Consider the following 20786-nt stretch of genomic DNA (forward strand, 5'->3'; position numbering starts at 1 on the left):
CAAGGAGCAAGGCAACTGCGCCTTTTGCAGGCCATGCTCGTCCTCTGGCTGCTCGCCTGCGGCAGCCTTGCCTTCGCCACGCAGCGCGCGCTGCTGGTGGGCGTCTCCGAACTCGTCAACCAGCCGCAGGCGCTGTGGCTGCAGGCGCCGCGCAACGACGTGATGCTGATGCGCGACGCGCTGCTCAAGCAGGGTTTCGGCGCCGCCGACATCACCGTGCTGGCCGACGGCGTGAACGGTGCCGCGCTGCCCGAGTCGCAGGCCATCCACGACGCGCTGGCGCGGCTGCTCGCCCAGTCGAAGAGCGGCGACTTCGTGCTGCTGTACTTCTCCGGCCACGGCACCCGCCTGCGCGACATCGCCAAGCGCTACCAGGAGGCCGACGGCCTGTCGGAGAACTTCCTTGCGCGCGACGTGCGCGGCACGCTCGGCAGCGACACCGTGCTCACGGGCGACCTGCGCGACGTCGACTTCGACGCGTGGATCCAGTCCTTCCTGGCGCGCAACGTGTTCATCGCCTCGGTGTTCGACACCTGCTCGGCCAACTCCATGACGCGCGGCACGGCCGACGCGCCCGCCACTGCCGAAGGGCCGCCCGAGGACGAGGTGCGCTGGCGCGGCCTGCGTCCGACGCAGCTGGCGTCCGGCGCGCCGCCCGCGCGCGCACCGGTGCCGCCCACGCCCGCAGAAGCCGTGCCGCGCGCGCGCTACGTCGCCTTCTTCGCGTCCGAGAGCCACCAGATCACGCCCGAACTGCGGCTGCCCCGCAAGGCGCGCGACGCCCGTCCGCAGGGCCTGCTGACCTGGGCCGTCGTGGAGGCGCTGTCGCGCAGGCCGGCCACCTGGCGCGACCTGTTCGACGGTGTGCTCGCCCTGTACCCGCCGGTGATCGACGAACTCGCGCAGCGCTTTCCCACGCGCGAGCTGCCGTCGCCCGTGGCCGAAGGCAACCTCGACGCGCCGCTGTTCGCCAACAGCAGCGCGCCCGCGTCCACGCGGCCGGTGTGGCGCGCGCAGCGCAGCGGCGACAGCCTCGCCGTCAAGGCCGGCCTGCTCGACGGCCTCGCGCCGCAGCAGGAGGTGCGCGTGCTCGCCACGCTCGACGACGGCGCGGTGCGCGGCGCGCCGGCCACCGTTGCGCAGATCAAGCTCGGCGGCGCGTGGCTCGCGGTGCCCGCGGCATTGAAGGACGTGTCGGGCAGCGCCTTCTGGAGCGTCACGCCGATGACCGAGCCGGCCGCCACCGCGCTGCGCGTGCGCGCCGACAAGGCCCTGCCGGCCGGCCTGAGCCTCGACTATCCGGCCGCGATCCGCGCCACCGACGACGCATCGGCGGCCGATGTGCGCTGGACCGACCTCGGCCCCGCGGGCCATCGCCTCGAACTGCTCGCACCGGTGTTCGGCGCGAGCGTGTCCACCGTCGTGGTGCCCGATGCGGCCGCGTTGCGCCGCCGCCTGCAGGCGCTCGCGCAGCTCAAGTGGCTCGCGCAGCTGCAGGCCTACGGCAAGGACGGCCAGCTCGACGGCTTCGATGCCGTGCTGGAAACGTGGAGCGCCGAGCGCCTCGTGCGCAGCGTGCCGCTCGGCCAGGCTCAGCCGGCCAGCGCATTGCCCGCGCCGCGCCCGGGCGAGCGCCTGCGCCTGAGCGTGCGCAACACCAGCGGCCGTTCGCTGGACCTCGTCATCGCCGGCATCGACGCGCGCGGCACGCTGCAGTCGGTCTACCCCGACGAGCTCGGCGAGACCAACCGCTTCAAGCGCGGCACGCCCGAGCAGCCCTCGGCGCGCCGCTTCGACCTGCCGTGGCTCGACGCCGCCGGCGACGCGCGCCTGCTCGTCATGGCCGTGCCCGCCACGCCCTACAGCGCGCCGCGCCTGTTCGGCGTGGCCTACGCGCAGGCCGACGTGTCGGAGGTGCGCGTGCGCGGCGGCCAACCGCCGGCCGACAACGCGGAGCGCCAGGTGTTTGCCGCGCTGCTGCGGCGCGGCGCGGCTACCGACAACAGCGTGGCGCGGCCATGAAGTGCGCGTGCGCGATCCCTTGCAGTCTTTTTTCCGAACACCGGAGGTGATATGGCATTTCTAGAAGACGGCTCCTGGAGCCCCGAAGACGCGCGGCAGTTCTACGACCTGATCGGCGCGGGCTCTGCCGAGGTCGACCTGGTCATGATGATCGAGAGCAAGGGCTCGCCGGTCGAAGGCGAGCTTGCACGCGCCTTCGACGACGGCAAGGCGCGCCTGAGCATCGGCGGCTACTACTGGTCGGTGCAGGTGCCCGAGTCGTCCGCGCAGAACCAGGTGGTGCCCAACAACCTGATCGTCGCGCGCCGCAGCGACGCGGCCACCGCCACCATCGCCAGCCTGCTGCGCGCGCAGGAGAAAGACCTGAAGGTTGTCATCAGCGTCTTCAGGGCCGGCGGCGACCAGCTCTCGACCGACGCGCAGGCCACCTTCGAACTTGCGCTGGAGAACGCGCGCATCTGCCGGCTGGTGCTCAACACCGGCGGCAACTGGGGCGTGCCTTCGGAGCTGATCTCCATCAGCTACCGCACGGCGAAGGTCAAGTCGGCCCCGCAGAAGGCCACCGGCGCGCGCGGCGCGGTGCGCGAATGCCAGTTCACGCGCGCCTGAGCACCTTCGGTTCGCCCACGTTCAGCCTGCTTACTTTCAAGGAACACGCACCATGACGACCGCCGCCGAATTCCTCAAGGCCGCCGACCCCGCGGCCGCCCTCAAGGCCCTGAGCGACGACGTGCGCGCCAAGCCCGCCGACAGCAAGCACCGTGTCTTCATGGCGCAGCTGCTGTGCGTGCTCGGCCAATGGGAGCGCGCGCTGAACCAGCTGACGGTCGCGGCCGAGCTCGACGCGCTCGCCGTGCCCATGAAGCAGGTCTACGGCGAGGCCGTGCGCTGCGAAGGCCTGCGCGCCGAGGTGTTCGCCGGCACGCGCACGCCGATGATCTTCGGCCAGCCCGACGAATGGCTGGCACTGCTCATCGAGTCGCTGCTGCGCCAGGGCCGCGGCGAAAGCGAACTGGCCGAAGACCTGCGCCAGCGTGCCTTCGACGGCGCGCCGGCCATCGGCGGCACCATCGACGGCACGCCCTTCGAATGGCTGGCCGATGCCGACATGCGCCTGGGTCCGGTGCTCGAGGCCTTCGTCAACGGCAAGTACTACTGGATTCCGTATGCGCGCCTCGCGCACATCAAGATCGAGCCGCCCGAAGACCTGCGCGACTGCGTGTGGATGCCCGCGCACCTGCAGTTCGAGAACGGCGGCGAAACGCTCGCGCTGATTCCCACGCGCTACGAAGGCACCGAGAAGACCGAGGACGGCGAACTGCGGCTGGCGCGCAAGACCGAGTGGCGCGAGCTGCGGCCCGAGGTGTGGGCCGGCCACGGCCAGCGCGTGCTCGGCAGCGACGCGGGCGAGTACGCGCTGATGGACGTGCGCGAGATCCTGTTCACGCAGGCCGCGCAGACCGCGGCCGCCGCAACGGGCAATGCCGAAGAGGGCGCCGTCGATGGCTGAGCTCACCGCGCAGGAGCGGCTGCAGCCCTCGCTGCTCGACCGCCTCGTCGACAACGCGCCCGACGAGAAACGCGAGGGCGACGAGAAGCGCACGCTGACCAAGCAGGCGCTGCGCCAGGCCGTGCTGCGCGACCTCGGATGGCTCTTCAACGCGACGGGCCACGGCCTCTCGATGGACGACAAGCAGTACCCGAACGCGGCGCGCTCGGTCATCAATTACGGATTGCCTATGCTGTCTGGCCAGTTCACCTCGTCGGTGCAGCGTGTCAGCATGGAACAGGCTTTGAAGAACGCAATCCTGCAGTTCGAGCCGCGCATTTTGTCCCGCACCCTCGAAGTAGAACTCGTCATGGAAGGCCCGGCACTGGACTCCCACAACAGCATCGGCCTGCAGATACGCGGCATGCTGTGGGCGCAGCCCGTGCCGCTCGAGTTCCTGATGCGAAGCCGCGTTGATCTGGAAGAAGGCCGCATAGAGATCGTGGACATGGCGAAGCTATGAGCCCCCCGGCTTTTCACTTCGCTGCGCTTCGTGCAATTCGCCACCCCCCGAGGGGGAGGCGCGGCTCGCCTTGGGGCGGCCCGGCGGCGGCCGCCTTTCCGGAGTAATGCCATGGACCCTCGGCTGCTGAGCCTGTATGAACAGGAACTGCGCTACTTCCGCGAAAGCTCCGCCGAGTTCGCGCGCGCGTTCCCGAAGATCGCACACCGCCTGGGCATCGAAGGCCAGGAAGTGGCCGACCCGTACGTGGAACGGCTCATCGAGGCCACGGCCTTCCTGTCGGCGCGCGTGGGCCTCAAGCTCGACGCCGAGTACCCCCGCTTCACGGGCCACCTGCTGGACATCGTCTATCCGCACTTCCTTGCGCCCACGCCGGCGATGGTGGTGGTGTCCTTCGTGCCCGACCCCGACGACGCCAACCTCGCGGCGGGCCCCACGCTGCCGCGCGGCAGCGGCCTGCGCGCACGGCAGGCGGTGGGGCAGAACACGCACTGCGAGTTCCGCACGGCCAGTGCATTGCGCGTCTGGCCCGTCGAGGTGCAGCGCGCGCAGTACTTCACCTACGCCCCCGACCTGCCGCTGAACACGCACCCGCAGTCGCGCGCCATCCGCGGCGGCCTGCGCATCGCGTTGCGCGCCACGGCCGGCCTGAACTTCAGCCAGATCGCGCTCGACGATCTCGTGCTGCACTTCGGCGGGGCCGAAGACGTCGCATGGCAACTGCATGAATGCGCGCTGGGCCAGCCCATCGGCGTGCTGGTGCGGCCGCTCGCGCCCAGCGGTGCCTTGCAAGGCACTGCACAGGGCCTGCCGGCCAGCGCCATCGGTGCGGTCGGCTTCGAGGACGAGGAGGCGCTGCTGCCCGTCACGGCCACCGGCTTCTCGGGCTTTCGCCTGCTGCAGGAGTACTTCGCGTTCCCGCAGCGTTTCCAGTTCGTGCGCATCGGCGGACTCAAGGCGCTGCTCGCGGCCATGCCGGTGAGCGACGTGGAGATCGTGCTGCTGTTCTCCCGCGGCGACGCGGCGCTGGAGAAGCTCGTGAGCGCCGACAACGTGCAGCTGCACTGCGTGCCGGCCGTCAACCTGTTCACCAAACGGCTCGACCGCGTGCCCATGACCGAGGGCGTGAGCCAGTTCCACCTGGTGCCCGACCGCACGCGCCCGCAGGACTTCGAGGTGCACACCGTCACCGAGGTCATCGGCCACGGCGTGCCGGGCGCCGACGCGGCGGCGGCCGAGCAGCCGTTCCGCCCGTTCTACTCGGCCTTTCACGGCAGCCGCACCAGCCACCCGGCCTACTTCACGACCACGCGCGAGCCGCGCATGCTGTCGGTGCGCCAGCGCACCGAGGGCAACCGCAGCAGCCACATCGGCTCCGAGGTCTACATGCAGATCGTCGATCCGCAGCAGGCGCCGTACGCGGCCACGCTGCGGCAGCTGGCGGTGACGGCGCTGTGCACCAACCGCGACCTGCCGCTGTTGATGCCGCTGGGCCGCGAGAACGATTTCGACTGCGTCGATTCCTTCCCCGTGCAGCGCGTGCGCATGGTGCGCGGGCCCTCGCGGCCGGTGTCGCCGGTGGTGAGCCAGGGGCTCGGCTGGCGCGTGGTCGACCACCTGGCGCTCAACTACCTCTCGCTGTCCGACAGCACGCCCGAGCAGGGCGCCGCCGCCTTGCGCGAAACGCTGATGCTCTACGCCGTGCATGCCGACGAGATGCGCCAGGGCCAGGTGCGCGGCCTGCTCTCGGTGAAGAGCAAGCCCGTGGCGCGGCGCCTGCCGCTGAAGGGCCCGATCGCCTTCGGCCGCGGGCTCGAGGTGACGCTCGAAGTCGACAGGGACGCCTTTCACGGCCACAGCGCGTTCCTGTTCGGCGCGGTGCTCGCGCGCTTTCTTTCGCGCCATGTGGAGGTGAACCATTTCGTCGAGACCGTGCTGCGCGTGGCGGGCAAGGGCGAGACAATGCGCTGGAGGCCGCTGTGCGGGACGCGCCAGATTCTGTGAGCACGCGGGTCGACGCGGCGCTGCGCGAGTGGTCCGCGCAGCCGTGGGCGTTCGACTACTTCGCGGTGATGCGCCGGCTGGAGTCGGTCGCTGCGACCACGCCGCGCTGGGGCCGCGCCTTGCTGCCGGGCGCCGAGCCGGTGCGCGTGGGGCAGGAGCCTTCGCTCTCGTTCGCGCCCGCGAGCTTCAGCCGCTTCGAGCCCGCCACCGCGCATTCGCCGCCGCGCCTGCGCCAGCAGTTCTTCGGCTACATCGGCCCCAACGGTCCGCTGCCGGTGCACCTGAGCGACTTCATCCGCGAGCGCAGCCTGAACCACGGCGACCCGACCTGGCTTGCGTTCCTCGACAGCTTCGCGCACCGCTTCTCGCTGCACTTCTACCGCGCGTGGGCGCAGGCGCGGCCGGCCGTGGCGCTCGACCGTCCGGGCGAAGACCGCTTTCGCCTGCAGGTGGGCGCGCTGGTGGGCATCGGAACGCCGGGGCGCACGGGGCGCGACGAGATCCATGACGACGCGCGCCTGCACTTCTCGGGCTGGCTCGCGCGCCGCGTGCACAACGTGGAGAGCGTGGAGCGCGTGCTGTGCAGCTACTTCGGCGTGCCCGTGCGGCTGGAGCGCTGGGTCGGCCACTGGATGCGCCTGCCGGTGGAAGAACTCACGCGGCTGGGGCAGGGCGAGAGCTCGCGCTCGATGGGCATGGGCGCGATGCTCGGCACGCGCGCATGGGACCGCCAGCACCGCGTGCGGCTGCACCTGGGGCCGCTCACGCTCGCGCAGTACCGCATGTTCCTGCCGATCGCCGAGGTGGGCAACGCCCGCCCCGTGCTGCAGCGCTGGATGCAGCAGCTGCTCGGCGACGAGCTCGAGTGGGACGCCGAACTCGTGCTCGAGAAAAAGCAGGTGCCGCTCACCCGGCTGGGCAATGCCAAGGGCAACGGTCCGCGCCTGGGCTGGGTCTCGTGGCTCGGCGAGCGCGCGCGCGCCAACGATGCGGCCGACGTGCGCATCGGCAGCCAGAGCGTCTTTCAATAAACCCATCTTCATTCGTTCAGAAGAGATACGGAGTCCTCCATGAGTGAAATCAGCCGCACCGCCCTTTTCGGAAAACTCAACGCGCTGGCCTACAAGGCCATCGAAGGCGCCACGGTGTTCTGCAAGATGCGGGGCAATCCGTACGTGGAACTGGAGCACTGGTTCGCCCAGCTGCTGCAGGCGCAGGACTCCGACCTGCACCGCGTGATCCAGCACTACGGGCTGGACATGTCGGTGATCGCCAAGGACATGACCGCCGCGCTCGACCGCCTGCCGCGCGGCGCCACCGCCATCAGCGACTTCTCGCCGCACATCGAGAACGCCATCGAGCGCGCGTGGACCTACGCCACGCTGCAGTTCGGCGAGGCGCAGGTGCGCACCGGCTACCTGCTGGTGGGCATGCTGAAGACGCAGAGCCTGCGCAACCCGCTGTTCGGTCTGTCGAAGCAGTTCGAGAAGGTCAAGGTCGAGGACCTGGCCGACAACTTCGCCAGGATCTGCGACGCCTCGCCCGAAGCGCAGATGCGCGCGCAGGACGGCACCGGCATGGGCAGCGGCGCGCCCGGCGAAGACACGGGCGCGATGGCGCCGGCCGCCATGGGCAAGGGCGACGCGCTGAAGAAATTTGCTGTCGACCTCACGGAGAAGGCCAAGAAGGGAGAGATGGACCCGGTGACCGGGCGGGACGAGGAAATCCGCCAGATCGTCGACATCCTCATGCGCCGCCGCCAGAACAACCCGCTGCTGACCGGCGAGGCCGGCGTCGGCAAGACGGCGGTGGTGGAGGGCTTTGCGCAGCGCCTGGCGCGTGGCGACGTGCCGCCGCAGCTGAAGGACGTGAAGCTGCTCACGCTCGACATCGGCCTGCTGCAGGCCGGCGCCAGCATGAAGGGCGAGTTCGAGCAGCGCCTGCGCCAGGTGATCGACGAGGTGCAGAGCTCGCCCACGCCCATCATTTTGTTCATCGACGAGATCCACACGCTGGTGGGCGCGGGCGGCGCGGCCGGCACCGGCGATGCGGCCAACCTGCTGAAGCCGGCGCTGGCACGCGGCAACCTGCGCACCATCGGCGCCACCACCTGGGCCGAGTACAAGAAGTACATCGAGAAAGACCCGGCGCTCACCCGCCGCTTCCAGGTGGTGCAGGTGCCCGAGCCCGACGAGACCAAGGCCATCCTGATGCTGCGCGGCGTGGCCAGCGTGCTGGAGAAGCACCACCGCGTGCAACTGCTCGACGAGGCGATCGAAGCGGCCGTGAAGCTGAGCCACCGCTACATTCCCGCGCGCCAGTTGCCCGACAAGGCCGTGAGCCTGCTCGACACGGCCTGCGCGCGCGTGGCCGTGTCGCAGCACGCCACGCCGCCCGAAGTGGAAGACTGCATGCGCCGCATCGAGGGGCTCACGGTCGAGCAGGAAATCATCGGGCGCGAGGAAGCCATCGGCATCGACGTGACCAAGCGCGCGGCGCAGGTGGCGGTGCTGCTGGCCGAGTCGAACGTGCAGCTCGAGGCGCTCAACGCGCGCTGGAAGGAAGAGAAGGGCCTGGTCGATCGCCTGCTCGAACTGCGCGCGCAACTGCGCAAGGGCAGCCAGCCGGTCGACAAGGAGGCGCCGCCCGCCACCGAGGCTTCGCCCGACCGCGCGGCCCTGCTCGCGGAGCTGCACGAACTGCAGGCCAGGATCCACGCGGTGCAGGGCGAGTCGCCGCTGATCCTGCCGTCGGTCGACGAGCAGGCCGTGGCCTCGGTCGTGGCCGACTGGACGGGCATTCCGGTCGGGCGCATGGTGAAGAACGAGGTCGAGGCGGTGCTCAAGCTCGCCGACACGCTCAACCAGCGCGTGATCGGCCAGAAGCACGGGCTGGAGATGATCGCGCGGCGCATCCAGACCTCGCGTGCGCGGCTGGACAACCCGCAAAAGCCCATCGGCGTGTTCATGCTGTGCGGTACCTCGGGCGTGGGCAAGACCGAGACCGCGCTGGCACTGGCCGAGGCGCTGTACGGCGGCGAGCAGAACATCATCACCATCAACATGAGCGAGTTCCAGGAGGCACACACCGTCTCCACGCTCAAGGGCGCGCCGCCGGGCTACGTGGGCTACGGCGAGGGCGGCATCCTGACCGAGGCGGTGCGCCGCCGGCCCTACAGCGTGGTGCTGCTCGACGAGGTCGAGAAGGCGCACCCCGACGTGCACGAGATCTTCTTCCAGGTGTTCGACAAGGGCTGGATGGAAGACGGCGAGGGCCGCATGATCGACTTCAAGAACACCATCATCCTGCTGACCACCAACGCCGGCAGCGAGCTGGTGATGAGCATGTGCCGCGACCCTGAGCTGCTGCCCGACTCCAACGCGCTGGCCGACGCGCTGAAGGCGCCGCTCATGAAGGTGTTCCCGCCGGCGCTGCTGGGCCGCATCGTGACCATTCCCTACTACCCGCTGTCGCCGGACATGATGAAGAAGATCGTGCGGCTGCAGCTGGGCCGCATCAAGAAGCGCGTGGAGACCAACCACGGCGTGCCCTTCGAGTACAGCGACGCGGTGGTCGACCAGGTGGTGGCGCGCTGCCAGGACCCGGAATCGGGCGGCCGCGTGATCGACGCGATCCTGACCAACACCGTGCTGCCGACGATCTCCGTCGAGTACCTGCAGCGCCTGGCGTCGGGCGGAGAAATCCGCCGCGTGGCGCTGGACGTGAAGGACGCGGACTTCACCTACGCGTTCGACTGACACGGGCGCGAGCCCTTGCTTTCGCGTCGAACCACAAACCCCACAACACCCCGAACGCCTGACGAACTGAGAAGAAGAAAAGATGGCCGACCACGAGTTCCGCATCGAGAGCGATTCCCCCGCCAAGGACGACCTGATGTTCTGGCGCATCGTGGGGCACGAGGCGCTGGCGCGTGCGTCGGCCTACGAGCTCACGGTGCTGTCGAAGAACAAGGCGCTCGACGCCAAGGACATCCTCGGTCATGCGTTCGACGTGGTCATCGAGTTCCAGGACGCCGACGGCGGCAAGCACGAGCGGCACTGCCAGGGCCATGCGGTGCGTTTCGTGCGCGCAGGGCACATGGGCCGCCACCACGAATACCGCATCACGCTGCGCTCGTGGTTCTGGCTGCTCACCAAGCGCGCCAACTCGCGCATCCTGCAGGAGAAGAAGGTGCTCGAGGTGCTCGACGCGGTGTTCGAGGACAGCCCGATCAAGCGCTTCAAGAAGACCAAGGCCGACAACGTCATCGGCACGCACAACCCGCGCCGCTACTGCGTGCAGCACCAGGAAAGCGACTACGGCTTCCTGTCGCGGCTGCTGGAGGACGAGGGCATCTATTACTGGTTCGACGCGCACGACGCGCCCGGCACCATGCACCTGTCGGACGCCAGCGACATGGCGCACGACAAGCTGCCCGCCGCCGACACGCTGCGCCACATGGCCGCCAATGCGTCGGAGCCGCGCTTCAACGAGGTCTCGCGCTGGGTGAGCGGGCGGCAGTTCGACACCGGCAGGCACGCGTCGCGCGACAGCGACTTCAAGGCCATCAAGAAGAAGCTGGGCGCGGACATGGACGCGTCGGACGACCACGAGCTGGCCAACCTCGAGATGTTCGAGTTCCCCGGCGGCTATTTCACCGGCGACGACGGCGAGACCCGCGCCAAGCTGCGCGGCGAGGAACTCGGCGCACGCCGCGACCGCCACTGGGCCGTGACCCCGTGGCCCGACGTGACGGCCGGGCGCAGCTTCAAGTTCGAGGGCGACCCCGCCGGCACGCGCAACGGCGACTACGTGATCGCGGCCTGCACCTTCATCGCCAGCCACCGCGGCTACGAAGGCGTGAGCGCCGGCGCCGCGGCGCGGCCCGTGCAGCAGGCGCTGGCCGACGTGCTGCGCGACGACGCGGTGAACGCCGACACGCTGCCGGTGCTCGAGGAGCTCATGGCCGCCACGCCCGCGCTGGCCGCCGCGCAGGCCGGCAGCAGCGTCTTCCTGCTCACCGTGATGCCGGCTGAGCGCCTGTTCCGCGCGCCGCGCCTCACGCCGCGCGTGACCATGCCGGGCCCGCAGACCGCCATCGTGGTCGGCCCCAAGGGCGACGAGCTGCACGTGGACGACCTGGGCCGCGTGAAGGTGCACTTTCACTGGGACCGCTACGACGAGAGCAACGAGAAGTCGACCTGCTGGGTGCGCGTGTCGCAGCCGTGGGGCGGCAAGGGCTGGGGCGGGTACTTCATTCCGCGCATCGGGCAGGAGGTGATCGTCGACTTCCTGAACGGCGACCCCGACCGCCCGATCATCGTGGGGCGCGTGTACAACGACGAGCAGCCCATTCCCTACAAGTCGCCCACGCAGAGCGGCTTCAAGACCCGCTCCACGCCCGGCGGCGGTCCCGCGAACTACAACGAGATCATGTTCGAGGACAAGAAGGGCGAGGAGAACATCAACATCCACGCCGAGCTCGACATGAGCCGCAGCGTGGAGCGCGACGACGGCACCACGGTGGACCGCGACCAGAGCGTCACCGTCAAGCGCGACCAGGCCAACCACGTGGACCGCGACCGCAAGAGCACGGTGACGCGCAACGACACCAACATGGTGGTGGTCGACCAGAAGAACACCGTCAAGGGCAAGCAGAACAACCAGGTGGTGGGCAACCGCGACAGCTTCGTCGACAGCAACGATTCGCTGAAGGTGAAGGGCACCAGCACGCACGAGGTGGTGGGCGCGCGCAGCGACATCTCGCGCGCCGGCGAAACCCGCAGCGTGACCGGCAACCAGACCATCACCGTGAGCGGCAGCCTGACCTACAAGGCCGCCAAGATGAGCTTCGAGGCCGCGCACATCGACTGGATGGTGACGGGCGCGAGCTCGAAGTACATCACCGTGCCCACCGGCCCGCTGCACCTGATGGCCAACAAGATCAAGCTGATGAGCAACACCGGCATCCAGATGATGGCGGTGGGCAACATCGACGCGACCTCCATCGGCTCCAACACCACGGTGCTCGGCCCGAACTCGAGCGGCTACATCGGCATCAACAGCGAGGCCAATCTGGGCATCAGCCGGTCGACCTTCATGGGCATGTCCGTGGACAGCGCGCTTGCGCTGAGCATGTCGAACTTTGTCGGCGTGCAGATCGAGAACACGCTGGCCGTCAAGCTGGTCGGCGTGGCCGGGCTGGAGTACGAGGCCTCGCCCCAGGCGGTGGAAGCGCACGCGCTGAAGACCTTCATCCCCGGTGCCGGAGGCGGCGGAGCGGGCGCGGCCTCCGCGGGCGCGGCGCTGGGCGCGGTCGCCGGCGCGGGCAGTGCCTTCGTGGACATCAATGCCACGCTGGACCAGTACGCGGGGGCCGAGGAGCAGCTGACGATCGCGGCCGCCGAGGCCAAGGCGGCCGGGCTGCCCGGCCTGGAAGGGCGGTTGTCGAGCCTGGCGCTCATCGCCCGCATGCGCAAGAACCAGGGAATCATGGGCGCGGTGCCCGTGCTCGGCACCGGGCTGGAGGTGTTCCTCGAGGTGTTCTCCGGCGGCGAGTCGCAGGGAAGCGATGCGCTGGCCAAGGACCAGTCGCGCAACGCGGACGACTCGGCCGCCGCGCCGCCGCCGAAGAAGGGCGAGATCGAGCCGACGCAGGCCTGGCAGCCACCGGCCGATGGCGGCGGCGCGGGAGGGGCCGGCGGGGATTCGGGCGGCGCGCCGGCCGGGTCCGGTGGTTCCAGCGGTGGAAGCGGGGGCGGAAGTGGAGGAAGTGGGGGTGGCGGCGCCGGTGGCGCGGGCGGAGATGGCGGTGGCAGTGGCGGTAGCGGCGGTAGCGGCGGCAGTTCGGGCGGAGGCTCGAGCGGCGCTGGCGGCGCTGGCGGTGGTTCTGGCGGCGGCATTTGACGGTCACGACATCGCGATCCCGCCATGCAAGTCATCAAACCCCAGGCGCTCGGCCTGTCCACCCGGCCCGTCGAGTTCCGCAAGCGCTTCGGACTCAACGTCAGCGCGTACCTGCACCTGCCGTTCGCGCAGGGTGAGCGCGGCTGCCTGTGGGCCGAGCAGTCGATGTGGGGCTTTCTGTCGCAGGAGATGGCGCAGCCGCTGATCGACGAAGGCGTGGCCAAGCTCACGCCCGAATTCCTCGTGCACGGCAAGGCGTTTCCAACGAAGGAGCGGCCGTCGGCCTGCGCGGTGCGCGCACGCTTGGGCGACCGCGAAAAGACACTGCTGGTGTTCGGCGACCGCTACTGGGACGGCGACCGGCCGAGCGCGCCGCAGCCCTTCGAAGCCATGCCGCTCGGCTGGTCCGCTGCCTATGGCGGCGCCGACTTTGCCGGCAACCCCCAGGGCCGCGGCCGCGAGGCGAAGGCCGGCGTGACCTGGCTGCCCAACGTCGAGCTGCCGGCCGACCGGCTGCTGCGGCCCGACCAGGCCATCGTGCCCGCCGGCTTCGGCGCGCTCGACCTGATGCATCCGCAGCGCGCGCAGTACCGCGGCACCTACGACGCCGACTACCTCAGGCAGCACGCGCCCGGCTTCGCGCCCGACACCGACTGGCGCCACTTCAACCTCGCGCAGCCCGACCAGTGGATGGGCGGCGCGCTCGCCGGCGACGAAGCGTTCGCCTTCGAGAACATGCACCCCGGCAAGCCGTTGGTCGAAGGCCGCCTGCCCGGCATGCGGGTGCGCGTGTTCGCCGGTTACCGCATGCCCGATGCCGAGCCCAAGATCCGCGAAGTGCCGCTGCGCCTGACCACCGTGTGGTTCTTTCCGCATGCCGAGCGCTGCATCGCGATCTTCCAGGGGCTGGCGGAGGTCGGCACCGACGACGGCTGCGACGTGCTGAGCCTCATGGGCGCCGTCGAGCGCCTCGGCGAGGCGCGCAGCGACCCGTACTACCTCGATGCGGCCGCCAGGCGCGCCGACCCGAAGATGGGCTCGATCTATGCGCTGGTCGACAGCGACCTGCTGCCCGAAGGCGTCTCCACCGCCGACCCGGACGTCGAGGCCGCGAAGGCGCCCTTCGGCAGCGACAACCTGCAGGCCGAGGGCCAGCGCCGCCGGGCGAAGGCCGACGTCGCGATCGCCCGCGGCAAGGCCGAGCAGGCGGGCCTGGACCCCGACGCGCTGGGCATCGGCATGCCGCCGCAAGAGAAAGTGCCCACCGGCGACGCGCTGCCGCCGTACCTCGAAAAGCAGATGAAGCTGGCGCAGGCGCAGCAGTGGGCGGCCGTCGAAGACGCCGTGACCGTGCTCGAGAAAGCCCTTGCGCTGCCGCCCGGAAAAATGGACATCGCGAAGCTGCAGCACCGCGGCCCGCCCGTCTACCGCGCCGACAAGCACCTGGCCGAGATGCGCGCGCTGGTGGCCATGGGCACCCGCCCGATCGACCTGGCCCCGCTGCTGCCCAAGCTCTACCAGCTGGAAGACACGCACCGCCAGGGCTACCTCGACACGGCGCACATGCAGCCGCGCGTCGACCCGATGCCGGCCGCCGAGGCCGCGAAGCTGCGCAGCGAGATGGCGCGCGCCGTGCCGGCCGGCATCCGCCTGTTCGCGGGCATCGACTTCACGGGCGCCGACCTCTCGGGCCTCGACCTGCGCGAGGTGAATTTCGAAGGCGCCTGGCTCGAGGGCGCCGACCTGCGCAATGCCAACCTCTCGGGCGCCAACCTCTGCAGCGCGGTGCTGGCGCATGCCCGGCTCGACGGCGCGATCGCCATCGGCGCGAAGTTCTGCAAGGCCAACCTCGGCAAGGCGGCGCTGGCCGGCGCCGTGTTCGACGACGCCGACCTCTCGGGGGCCACGCTCATGGGCTGTGCCTTCGCCGGCACCCAGATGCGCCGCGCCGTGTTCACCGGCGCCAACCTGCTGGAGACCACCTGGGGCCGTGCCGACTGGCAGGGCGCGAAGCTGGCGGGCCTGGTCTTCCACAAGCGCGACCTGCGGGGCATGCGCCTGCCCGAGGCCGACCTGTCGGGCGCCACGTTCCTGGAATGCGACCTGTCGGGCGTCGACCTGCACGGCGCAACGCTCGAGAGCGCGACCTTCATCACCGCCAACCTCGACGGCGCCGACCTGAAGATGGCGCGCTGCGCCGGCGCCGTGGCGGTGCAGAACACGCACATGGCCAATGCCGACCTGAGCGGCGCCGACCTGCGCCGCTTCAACTTCGGCGCCAGCGACCTGCGCTGCGCGAAGATGGTCCGCGCGACGCTCGACGGCGCCAACCTCGGCGAGGTGCGGCTCGAAGGCGCGGACCTGCGGCTCGCGAGCGCCAAGGGCGCCTTGATGCGCATGAGCCGTTGCGCCGGCGCGCTGCTGTCCGGCGTGAACTTCAGCGACGCCGTGCTGCAGAAGGCCGACCTGCGCGGTGCCGACCTGCGCCGCAGCAACCTCTTCGGCGCCGACCTCGGCCGCGTGCGGCTGGACGGCGACACCCTGTTCGACGGGGCGCTGCTCAAGCGCGCGCGCACCTGGCCCCGCCTCACGCCCGAACAGCAGGCCGCGCCGTGAAGCCAACGACCCCGATGACCCCGATGACCCCGATGACACCCGCGCTGCTGACCCTTGCCGTGCAGATGGGCGAGACCCTGCACCGGCTCGACCTCGGCAAGGGCCGGTACACCGGCGTGGCGCTCGGCGGCGGCGTGTTCTCGCAGGTGCGCCTGGCCGAAGCCGACCTGCGCAACGCCGACCTGCGCGAGACCGTGTTCGACCAATGCGACCTGCGCGGCGCGATCGCCTCGGGCGCCAACCTGCGCAAGGCCGTGTTCAACCGCTGCCAGCTCGACCACGCCGACCTGCGCCAGGCCAACCTGCACGGCGCCGTCTTCACCGAGTGCGACCTGATGCACGCCCAGCTCGAGAGCGCCGCGCTGACCATGGCCACCGTCAACAAGTGCCGGCTCGACCATGCGAACCTGCGCAACGCCCAGCTCGACTCGGCCGTGATCACCCAGTCGGTGCTGCTCGACGTGTGCGCCGACGGCACGTTCTGGCGCTATGTCACCGTGAACGAATGCGACCTGTCGCACCTGAGCTGGGCCGGCGCGCGCATGCAGCGCAGCGCGTTCTGCAAGACCTCGCTCAAGGGCATGTCGTTCGCGGGCCTGGCGCTCGACGGCTGCCAGTTCGCGGGTGCCGACCTGAGCGGCGCCGACTTCAGCGGCGTCGCGCTGCCGCAGTGCAACTTCCAGGGCGCGAAGCTCGACGGCGCGCGCTTCGCGAAGGCGGTGGCGCCCTCGGCCATCTTCTGCGACGCCACCGGCCAGGGCGTCGACTTCTCGGGCGCGCGCATGCGCCAGGCGCTGTTCACGGGCGCGGTGCTGCCCAAGGCCGACTTCTCGGCCTGCGACCTTTACCAGACGCACTTCGCGGGTGCCAGGCTGCGCGGCGCGAACTTCACCGGCGCCGAGCTGACCTATGCCGACTTTCGCCATGCCGACCTCGACACGGCCGACCTGCGCCGCGCCACCCTGATGCGCACCGTGCTGCACGGCGCGAACACCGCCAACGCGCAGATGACCGACCGCGCACGCGCGCTCGAGTCCGACGCCGACCTGGCCGAGTCGGAGCGCTGGCAGCCGCTGGTTGCCTGAACCCACGCGCGCACGAAACCACGCACGAACACAGAGAGGACCACGCCATGACCAACGAAGCCACACCCAGATCAGCCACCCGCCGGCGCCAGCCCGCGAAGCCCATCACCGGCGAGTGGTGCGTGGGCATCCTCGGCACCGATGCGCTGGGCGGGCAGGTCGTGGCGAGCGGCGGGCTGCGGCTGCGCGCGCAACGCGCCGCGAGCTGCCTGCTCGAACCCGCGGCCGGCGACAGCGTGGCCTGCCTGCGCATCGCACCCGCCGAGGTCTGGATCATGGCCGTGCTGCAGCGCGAGGAGAACACCGCCAACGTCGTCAGCTGCCCCGGCAACCTGCGCATCGCGGTGGACGGCGGCGCGCTCGAACTGCAGGCCGCGCGCGTCGGCCTGCGTGCCGACGAACTCGACGTCGCCACGCAGAAGACCCGCGTGGCCACCGACACCGCCGACGTGGTGGGGCGCGAGCTGCACCTGATCGGCACCACCATCAAGGTGGTGGGCTCGGTGCTGTCGACGGTGATGGAGCGCGTGCAGCACTTCAGCCGCCACTACCTGCGCACCACCGACGGCATCGACCGGGTGGCCGCCACGCACCTCGAATGCGAGGCGAAGCAGCTGCTGCGCCTGGAAGGCGAGCACACGCTGGTGAACGGCCGCGAGCTCGTCAAGGCGCGCGGCGCGCAGATCCACTTCGGCTGAAGCGACACCGGAGCCGCCGAACATGTTCGCCAACTGCCAGCTGATGGGCACCGACATGGGCTTTCCCGATGTCTGCATCACGCCCGCCGCGCCGTCGCCGATACCGGTGCCGTACCCCAACATCGCCATGGGCCCGATGGCGATTCCGAACTGCCCCACGATCCTGATCATGGGCGGGCCGGTCCACAACCTCGCCACGACCATCCCGATGACCAACGGCGACAACGCCGGCGTGATGATGGGCGTGGCCTCGGGCACCGTGATGGGGCCGAGCCGTCACCTCATGGGCGCCTTCACCGTGTTGTGGATGGGCATGCCCGCGTCGCGCCTGACCAGCGTGTCGCTGCAGAACAGCACCAACTGTCCCGGCGTGCGCATCGTGCCGAGCCAGCCCCTGGTGCTGTTGCTGGCGCCATAGCGGCGCTTGTACCGAACCTGGGCGCCGCCGCGAGCGGGCGCCGCGTGCACAGAGAAAGGGAGAAGCCACACATGGCCGAGCAGGAGTTCCGCATCGAGAGCGATTCGCCCGCCAAGGACGAGCTGATGTTCTGGCGCATCGTGGGGCACGAGGCACTGGCGCGCGCGTCCACCTACGAGCTCACCGTGCTGTCGGAGAACAAGGCCATCGACGCCAAGGACATCCTGGGGCGGGCCTTCGACGTGGTCATCGGCTTCGAGGACGCCGACGGCGGCAAGCATGAGCGGCACTGCCAGGGCCACGCGGTGCGCTTCGTGCGCGCAGGCCACGTGGGCCGCTACTTCGAATACCGTTTCACGCTGCGCTCGTGGTTCTGGCTGCTCACCAAGCGCAGCAACTCGCGCATCCTGCAGGAGAAGAAGGTGCTCGAGGTGCTCGACGCGGTGTTCGAGGACAGCCCCATCAAGCGCTTCAAGAAGACCAAGGCCGACAACGTCATCGGCACCCACAAGCCGCGCCGCTACTGCGTGCAGTACCAGGAGAGCGACTACCGGTTCCTATCGCGGTTGCTGGAAGACGAGGGCATCTACTACTGGTTCGATGCGCACGACGCGCCCGGCACCATGCACCTGTCGGACGCCAGCGACATGGCGCACGACAAGCTGCCCGTGGCCGACACGCTGCGCTACGTGCCGGGCGACGCGGCCGAGGCGCGTTTCAACGAGGTGTCGCGCTGGGTCAGCGAGCGCCAGTTCGACACCGGCAAGTACGCCTCCACCGACAGCGACTTCAAGGCCATCAAGAAGAAGCTGGAGGCCTCCGGCGGCACGCCCGACAAGCACGAGCTGGCCGAGTTCGAGGCCTTCGAGTTCGCGGGCGGCTACTTCAGCGGCGGCGACGCCGACGACAAGGGCAAGCTGCGCGGCGAGGAAATCGGCGCACGCCGCCAGCGCCACTGGGCGCTCACGCCGTGGCCGGACGTGGCGGCGGGGCGCAGCTTCAAGCTGGAGAACGACCCCGACGGCACGCGCGACAGCGACTACGTCATTGCGGCCTGCACCTTCGTGGCCAGCCATCCGGGCTACGAAGGTGCCGACGCCGAGGAAACGCGCGTGCCGGTCAACGAGCTGCTGCGCGAGGCGCTGGAAGACGACGCCGTGCTGGCCGACACGCTCGGCGCGTTCGAGGCCGTGCTCGCGCGCACGCCGGCGCTGCAAGCTGGCGGAGTGGGCGCCACGGCGTTCCTGCTCACCGTGTTCCCGGTCGACATGCCGTTTCGTCCGCCGCGCCTCACGCCGCGCGTGGTCATGCCGGGGCCGCAGTCGGCCATCGTCGTCGGGCCGGCGGGCGAGGAGATCCATGCCGACGACTTCGGCCGCGTGAAGGTGCACTTTCACTGGGACCGCTACGACAAGAGCGACGAGAAATCGACCTGCTGGGTGCGCGTGTCCCAGCCGTGGGCCGGCAAGGGCTGGGGCGGCTACTTCTGCCCGCGCATCGGCCAGGAGGTGATCGTCGACTTCCTGAACGGCGACCCCGACCGGCCGCTGATCGTGGGCCGTGTCTACAACGACGACCAGCCCATACCCTTCGGCACCCACACCCAGAGCGGCTTTCGCACGCGCTCCACGCCCAAGGGCAGCGCGGCCAACTGCAACGAGTTCCGCTTCGAGGACAAGAAGGGCTCGGAGCAGGTGTACCTGCACGCCGAGAAGAACCAGGACATCGAGGTCGAGAACGACGAGACGCACTGGGTCGGCCACGACCGCACCAAGACCGTCGACCACGACGAGACCGTGCACGTCAAGCACGACCGCACCGAGACCGTGGACAACAACGAGACCATCACCGTGCACGGGCAGCGCACGGAAACTGTGGACAAGAACGAGACCATCACCATCCACCAGAACCGCACGGAGACGGTGGACCAGAACGAGACCATCTCCATCGGCCAGAACCGCACGATCACCGTGGGCGCGAGCGAGACCGCGACGGTGGCGCTGCAGCGCACCCACACGGTGGGCGTGAACGAGACCATCACCGTGGGCGCGGCGCAGGAGATCACGGTGGGGGCGATGCAGGCGGTGACGGTGGGGGCGAGCCAGACGATCAGCGTGGGGGCGAACCAGTCGAGCAGCATCGGTGCGAACCGGTCGGTGGACGTGGGGGCGAACCTGTCGACGAACGTGGGCAAGAACGAGACGCGCAGCGTGAGCGAGGGGCGCACGAGCAGCGTGGGCAAGGACGATTCGCTGTCGGTGGGCAAGAACCTCGTCATCACGGCGGGCGACTCCATCTCCATCACCACGGGCAGCGCGAGCATCACGATGAAGAAGGACGGGACCATCGTCATCAAGGGAAAAGACATCACGATCGACGCCTCCGGAAAGATCAACGCGAAGGCGAGCAGCGACATCGTGATGAAGGGTTCGAAGATTCTGCAGAACTGACAGCATGCAAGGAGAAAGACCATGAGTGGCAGCAAGCTCATCCCAACGCGGCGCGACACCGGCGGGGAAGAACCAGCCTCCGTCGGACCTCGTGATCCTCGCGGGTCCGTGACGACCGCGGAACTGATCGCCATCACGGACGACGGCTGCACGCCGCTCGTCATGTTCGGGGCTGGGGCCGGTGAAGCTGCTGTGCGTGTGCGCAGCGTGGTCGAGCTGCACGCTGCGCACATCGGCCAGCGGGTGGTGCTGATGTTCGAGGACGCCGACCCGCAGCGCCCCATCGTCATGGGCGTCCTGCGCGGCGCGCAGGGCTGGCCGTTGCCGGATGCACCTGCGCAAGTGCAGATCGATGCGGATGGCCAGCGCATGCTGGTGAGCGCCAAGGACGAACTGGTCCTGCGCTGCGGCAACGCCAGCATCACGCTCACGCGCGCCGGAAAGGTGCTGATCCAGGGCAGCTATGTGTCGAGCCGATCGACTGGCGTGAACCGCGTCGCGGGCGGTTCGGTTCAGCTGAACTGAACGAGATGCAATGAGAGGGACGCAATGAGAAAAATGGGACCCGGGGGGCG

At 69.8% G+C, this 20786-nt stretch carries 14 protein-coding genes; all 14 read left to right on the plus strand.

What is annotated here, in order from left to right:
- Positions 1-33: 33 nt before the first annotated feature.
- The 14 genes from BM004_RS16280 to BM004_RS16345 all read left to right on the plus strand — a co-directional run bounded on the left by BM004_RS16280 (position 34) and on the right by BM004_RS16345 (position 20736).
- Positions 34-2022 carry a caspase family protein gene (locus BM004_RS16280; RefSeq protein WP_177206745.1) on the plus strand — a complete coding sequence of 663 codons (1989 nt, stop codon included), beginning with the start codon at positions 34-36 and terminating at the stop codon, positions 2020-2022.
- A 51-nt stretch (positions 2023-2073) separates the two neighbouring features.
- Positions 2074-2631 (plus strand): type VI secretion system tube protein Hcp, encoded by a 558-nt coding sequence (locus BM004_RS16285; protein WP_093126989.1) that lies wholly within the window; start codon positions 2074-2076, stop codon positions 2629-2631.
- A 52-nt stretch (positions 2632-2683) separates the two neighbouring features.
- Complete coding sequence (locus BM004_RS16290) at positions 2684-3532, plus strand: type VI secretion system accessory protein TagJ (RefSeq protein WP_093214865.1); 849 nt, start codon at positions 2684-2686, stop codon at positions 3530-3532.
- On the plus strand, positions 3525-4034 hold the full coding sequence (gene tssE / locus BM004_RS16295) for a type VI secretion system baseplate subunit TssE (protein ID WP_093126984.1): 510 nt from the start codon (positions 3525-3527) through the stop codon (positions 4032-4034). The genes BM004_RS16290 and tssE overlap by 8 nt, the downstream gene beginning before the upstream one ends.
- Before the next feature lie 111 nt (positions 4035-4145).
- Positions 4146-6038, plus strand: a complete 1893-nt coding sequence (gene tssF, locus BM004_RS16300) for a type VI secretion system baseplate subunit TssF (protein WP_093214867.1) — start codon at positions 4146-4148, stop codon at positions 6036-6038.
- The gene (tssG, locus tag BM004_RS16305; RefSeq protein ID WP_256219918.1) at positions 6035-7069 is read left to right on the plus strand and encodes a type VI secretion system baseplate subunit TssG; all 1035 of its coding nucleotides are present in this window, start codon (positions 6035-6037) and stop codon (positions 7067-7069) included. The genes tssF and tssG overlap by 4 nt, the downstream gene beginning before the upstream one ends.
- Before the next feature lie 39 nt (positions 7070-7108).
- Positions 7109-9796 carry a type VI secretion system ATPase TssH gene (gene tssH / locus BM004_RS16310; protein WP_093214870.1) on the plus strand — a complete coding sequence of 896 codons (2688 nt, stop codon included), beginning with the start codon at positions 7109-7111 and terminating at the stop codon, positions 9794-9796.
- An 82-nt stretch (positions 9797-9878) separates the two neighbouring features.
- A complete protein-coding gene (locus BM004_RS16315; RefSeq protein ID WP_256219919.1) occupies positions 9879-12944 on the plus strand; it encodes a type VI secretion system Vgr family protein in 3066 nt (1021 codons plus the stop codon).
- 24 nt (positions 12945-12968) lie between these two features.
- Positions 12969-15560 carry a DUF2169 family type VI secretion system accessory protein gene (locus BM004_RS16320; RefSeq protein ID WP_093214872.1) on the plus strand — a complete coding sequence of 864 codons (2592 nt, stop codon included), beginning with the start codon at positions 12969-12971 and terminating at the stop codon, positions 15558-15560.
- A 23-nt stretch (positions 15561-15583) separates the two neighbouring features.
- Positions 15584-16645, plus strand: a complete 1062-nt coding sequence (locus BM004_RS16325) for a pentapeptide repeat-containing protein (RefSeq protein ID WP_256219920.1) — start codon at positions 15584-15586, stop codon at positions 16643-16645.
- A gap of 47 nt (positions 16646-16692) precedes the next feature.
- Positions 16693-17343, plus strand: a complete 651-nt coding sequence (locus BM004_RS16330) for a DUF3540 domain-containing protein (RefSeq protein WP_093214876.1) — start codon at positions 16693-16695, stop codon at positions 17341-17343.
- 22 nt (positions 17344-17365) lie between these two features.
- Complete coding sequence (locus BM004_RS16335; RefSeq protein WP_093126969.1) at positions 17366-17761, plus strand: DUF4150 domain-containing protein; 396 nt, start codon at positions 17366-17368, stop codon at positions 17759-17761.
- 71 nt (positions 17762-17832) lie between these two features.
- Positions 17833-20211 carry a type VI secretion system Vgr family protein gene (locus tag BM004_RS16340; RefSeq protein ID WP_093214878.1) on the plus strand — a complete coding sequence of 793 codons (2379 nt, stop codon included), beginning with the start codon at positions 17833-17835 and terminating at the stop codon, positions 20209-20211.
- 21 nt (positions 20212-20232) lie between these two features.
- On the plus strand, positions 20233-20736 hold the full coding sequence (locus BM004_RS16345; RefSeq protein WP_256219921.1) for a DUF6484 domain-containing protein: 504 nt from the start codon (positions 20233-20235) through the stop codon (positions 20734-20736).
- Positions 20737-20786: the final 50 nt, after the last annotated feature.

The sequence above is a fragment of the Variovorax sp. OK212 genome, from assembly GCF_900112425.1.
In the GTDB taxonomy this organism is placed as follows: domain Bacteria; phylum Pseudomonadota; class Gammaproteobacteria; order Burkholderiales; family Burkholderiaceae_C; genus Variovorax.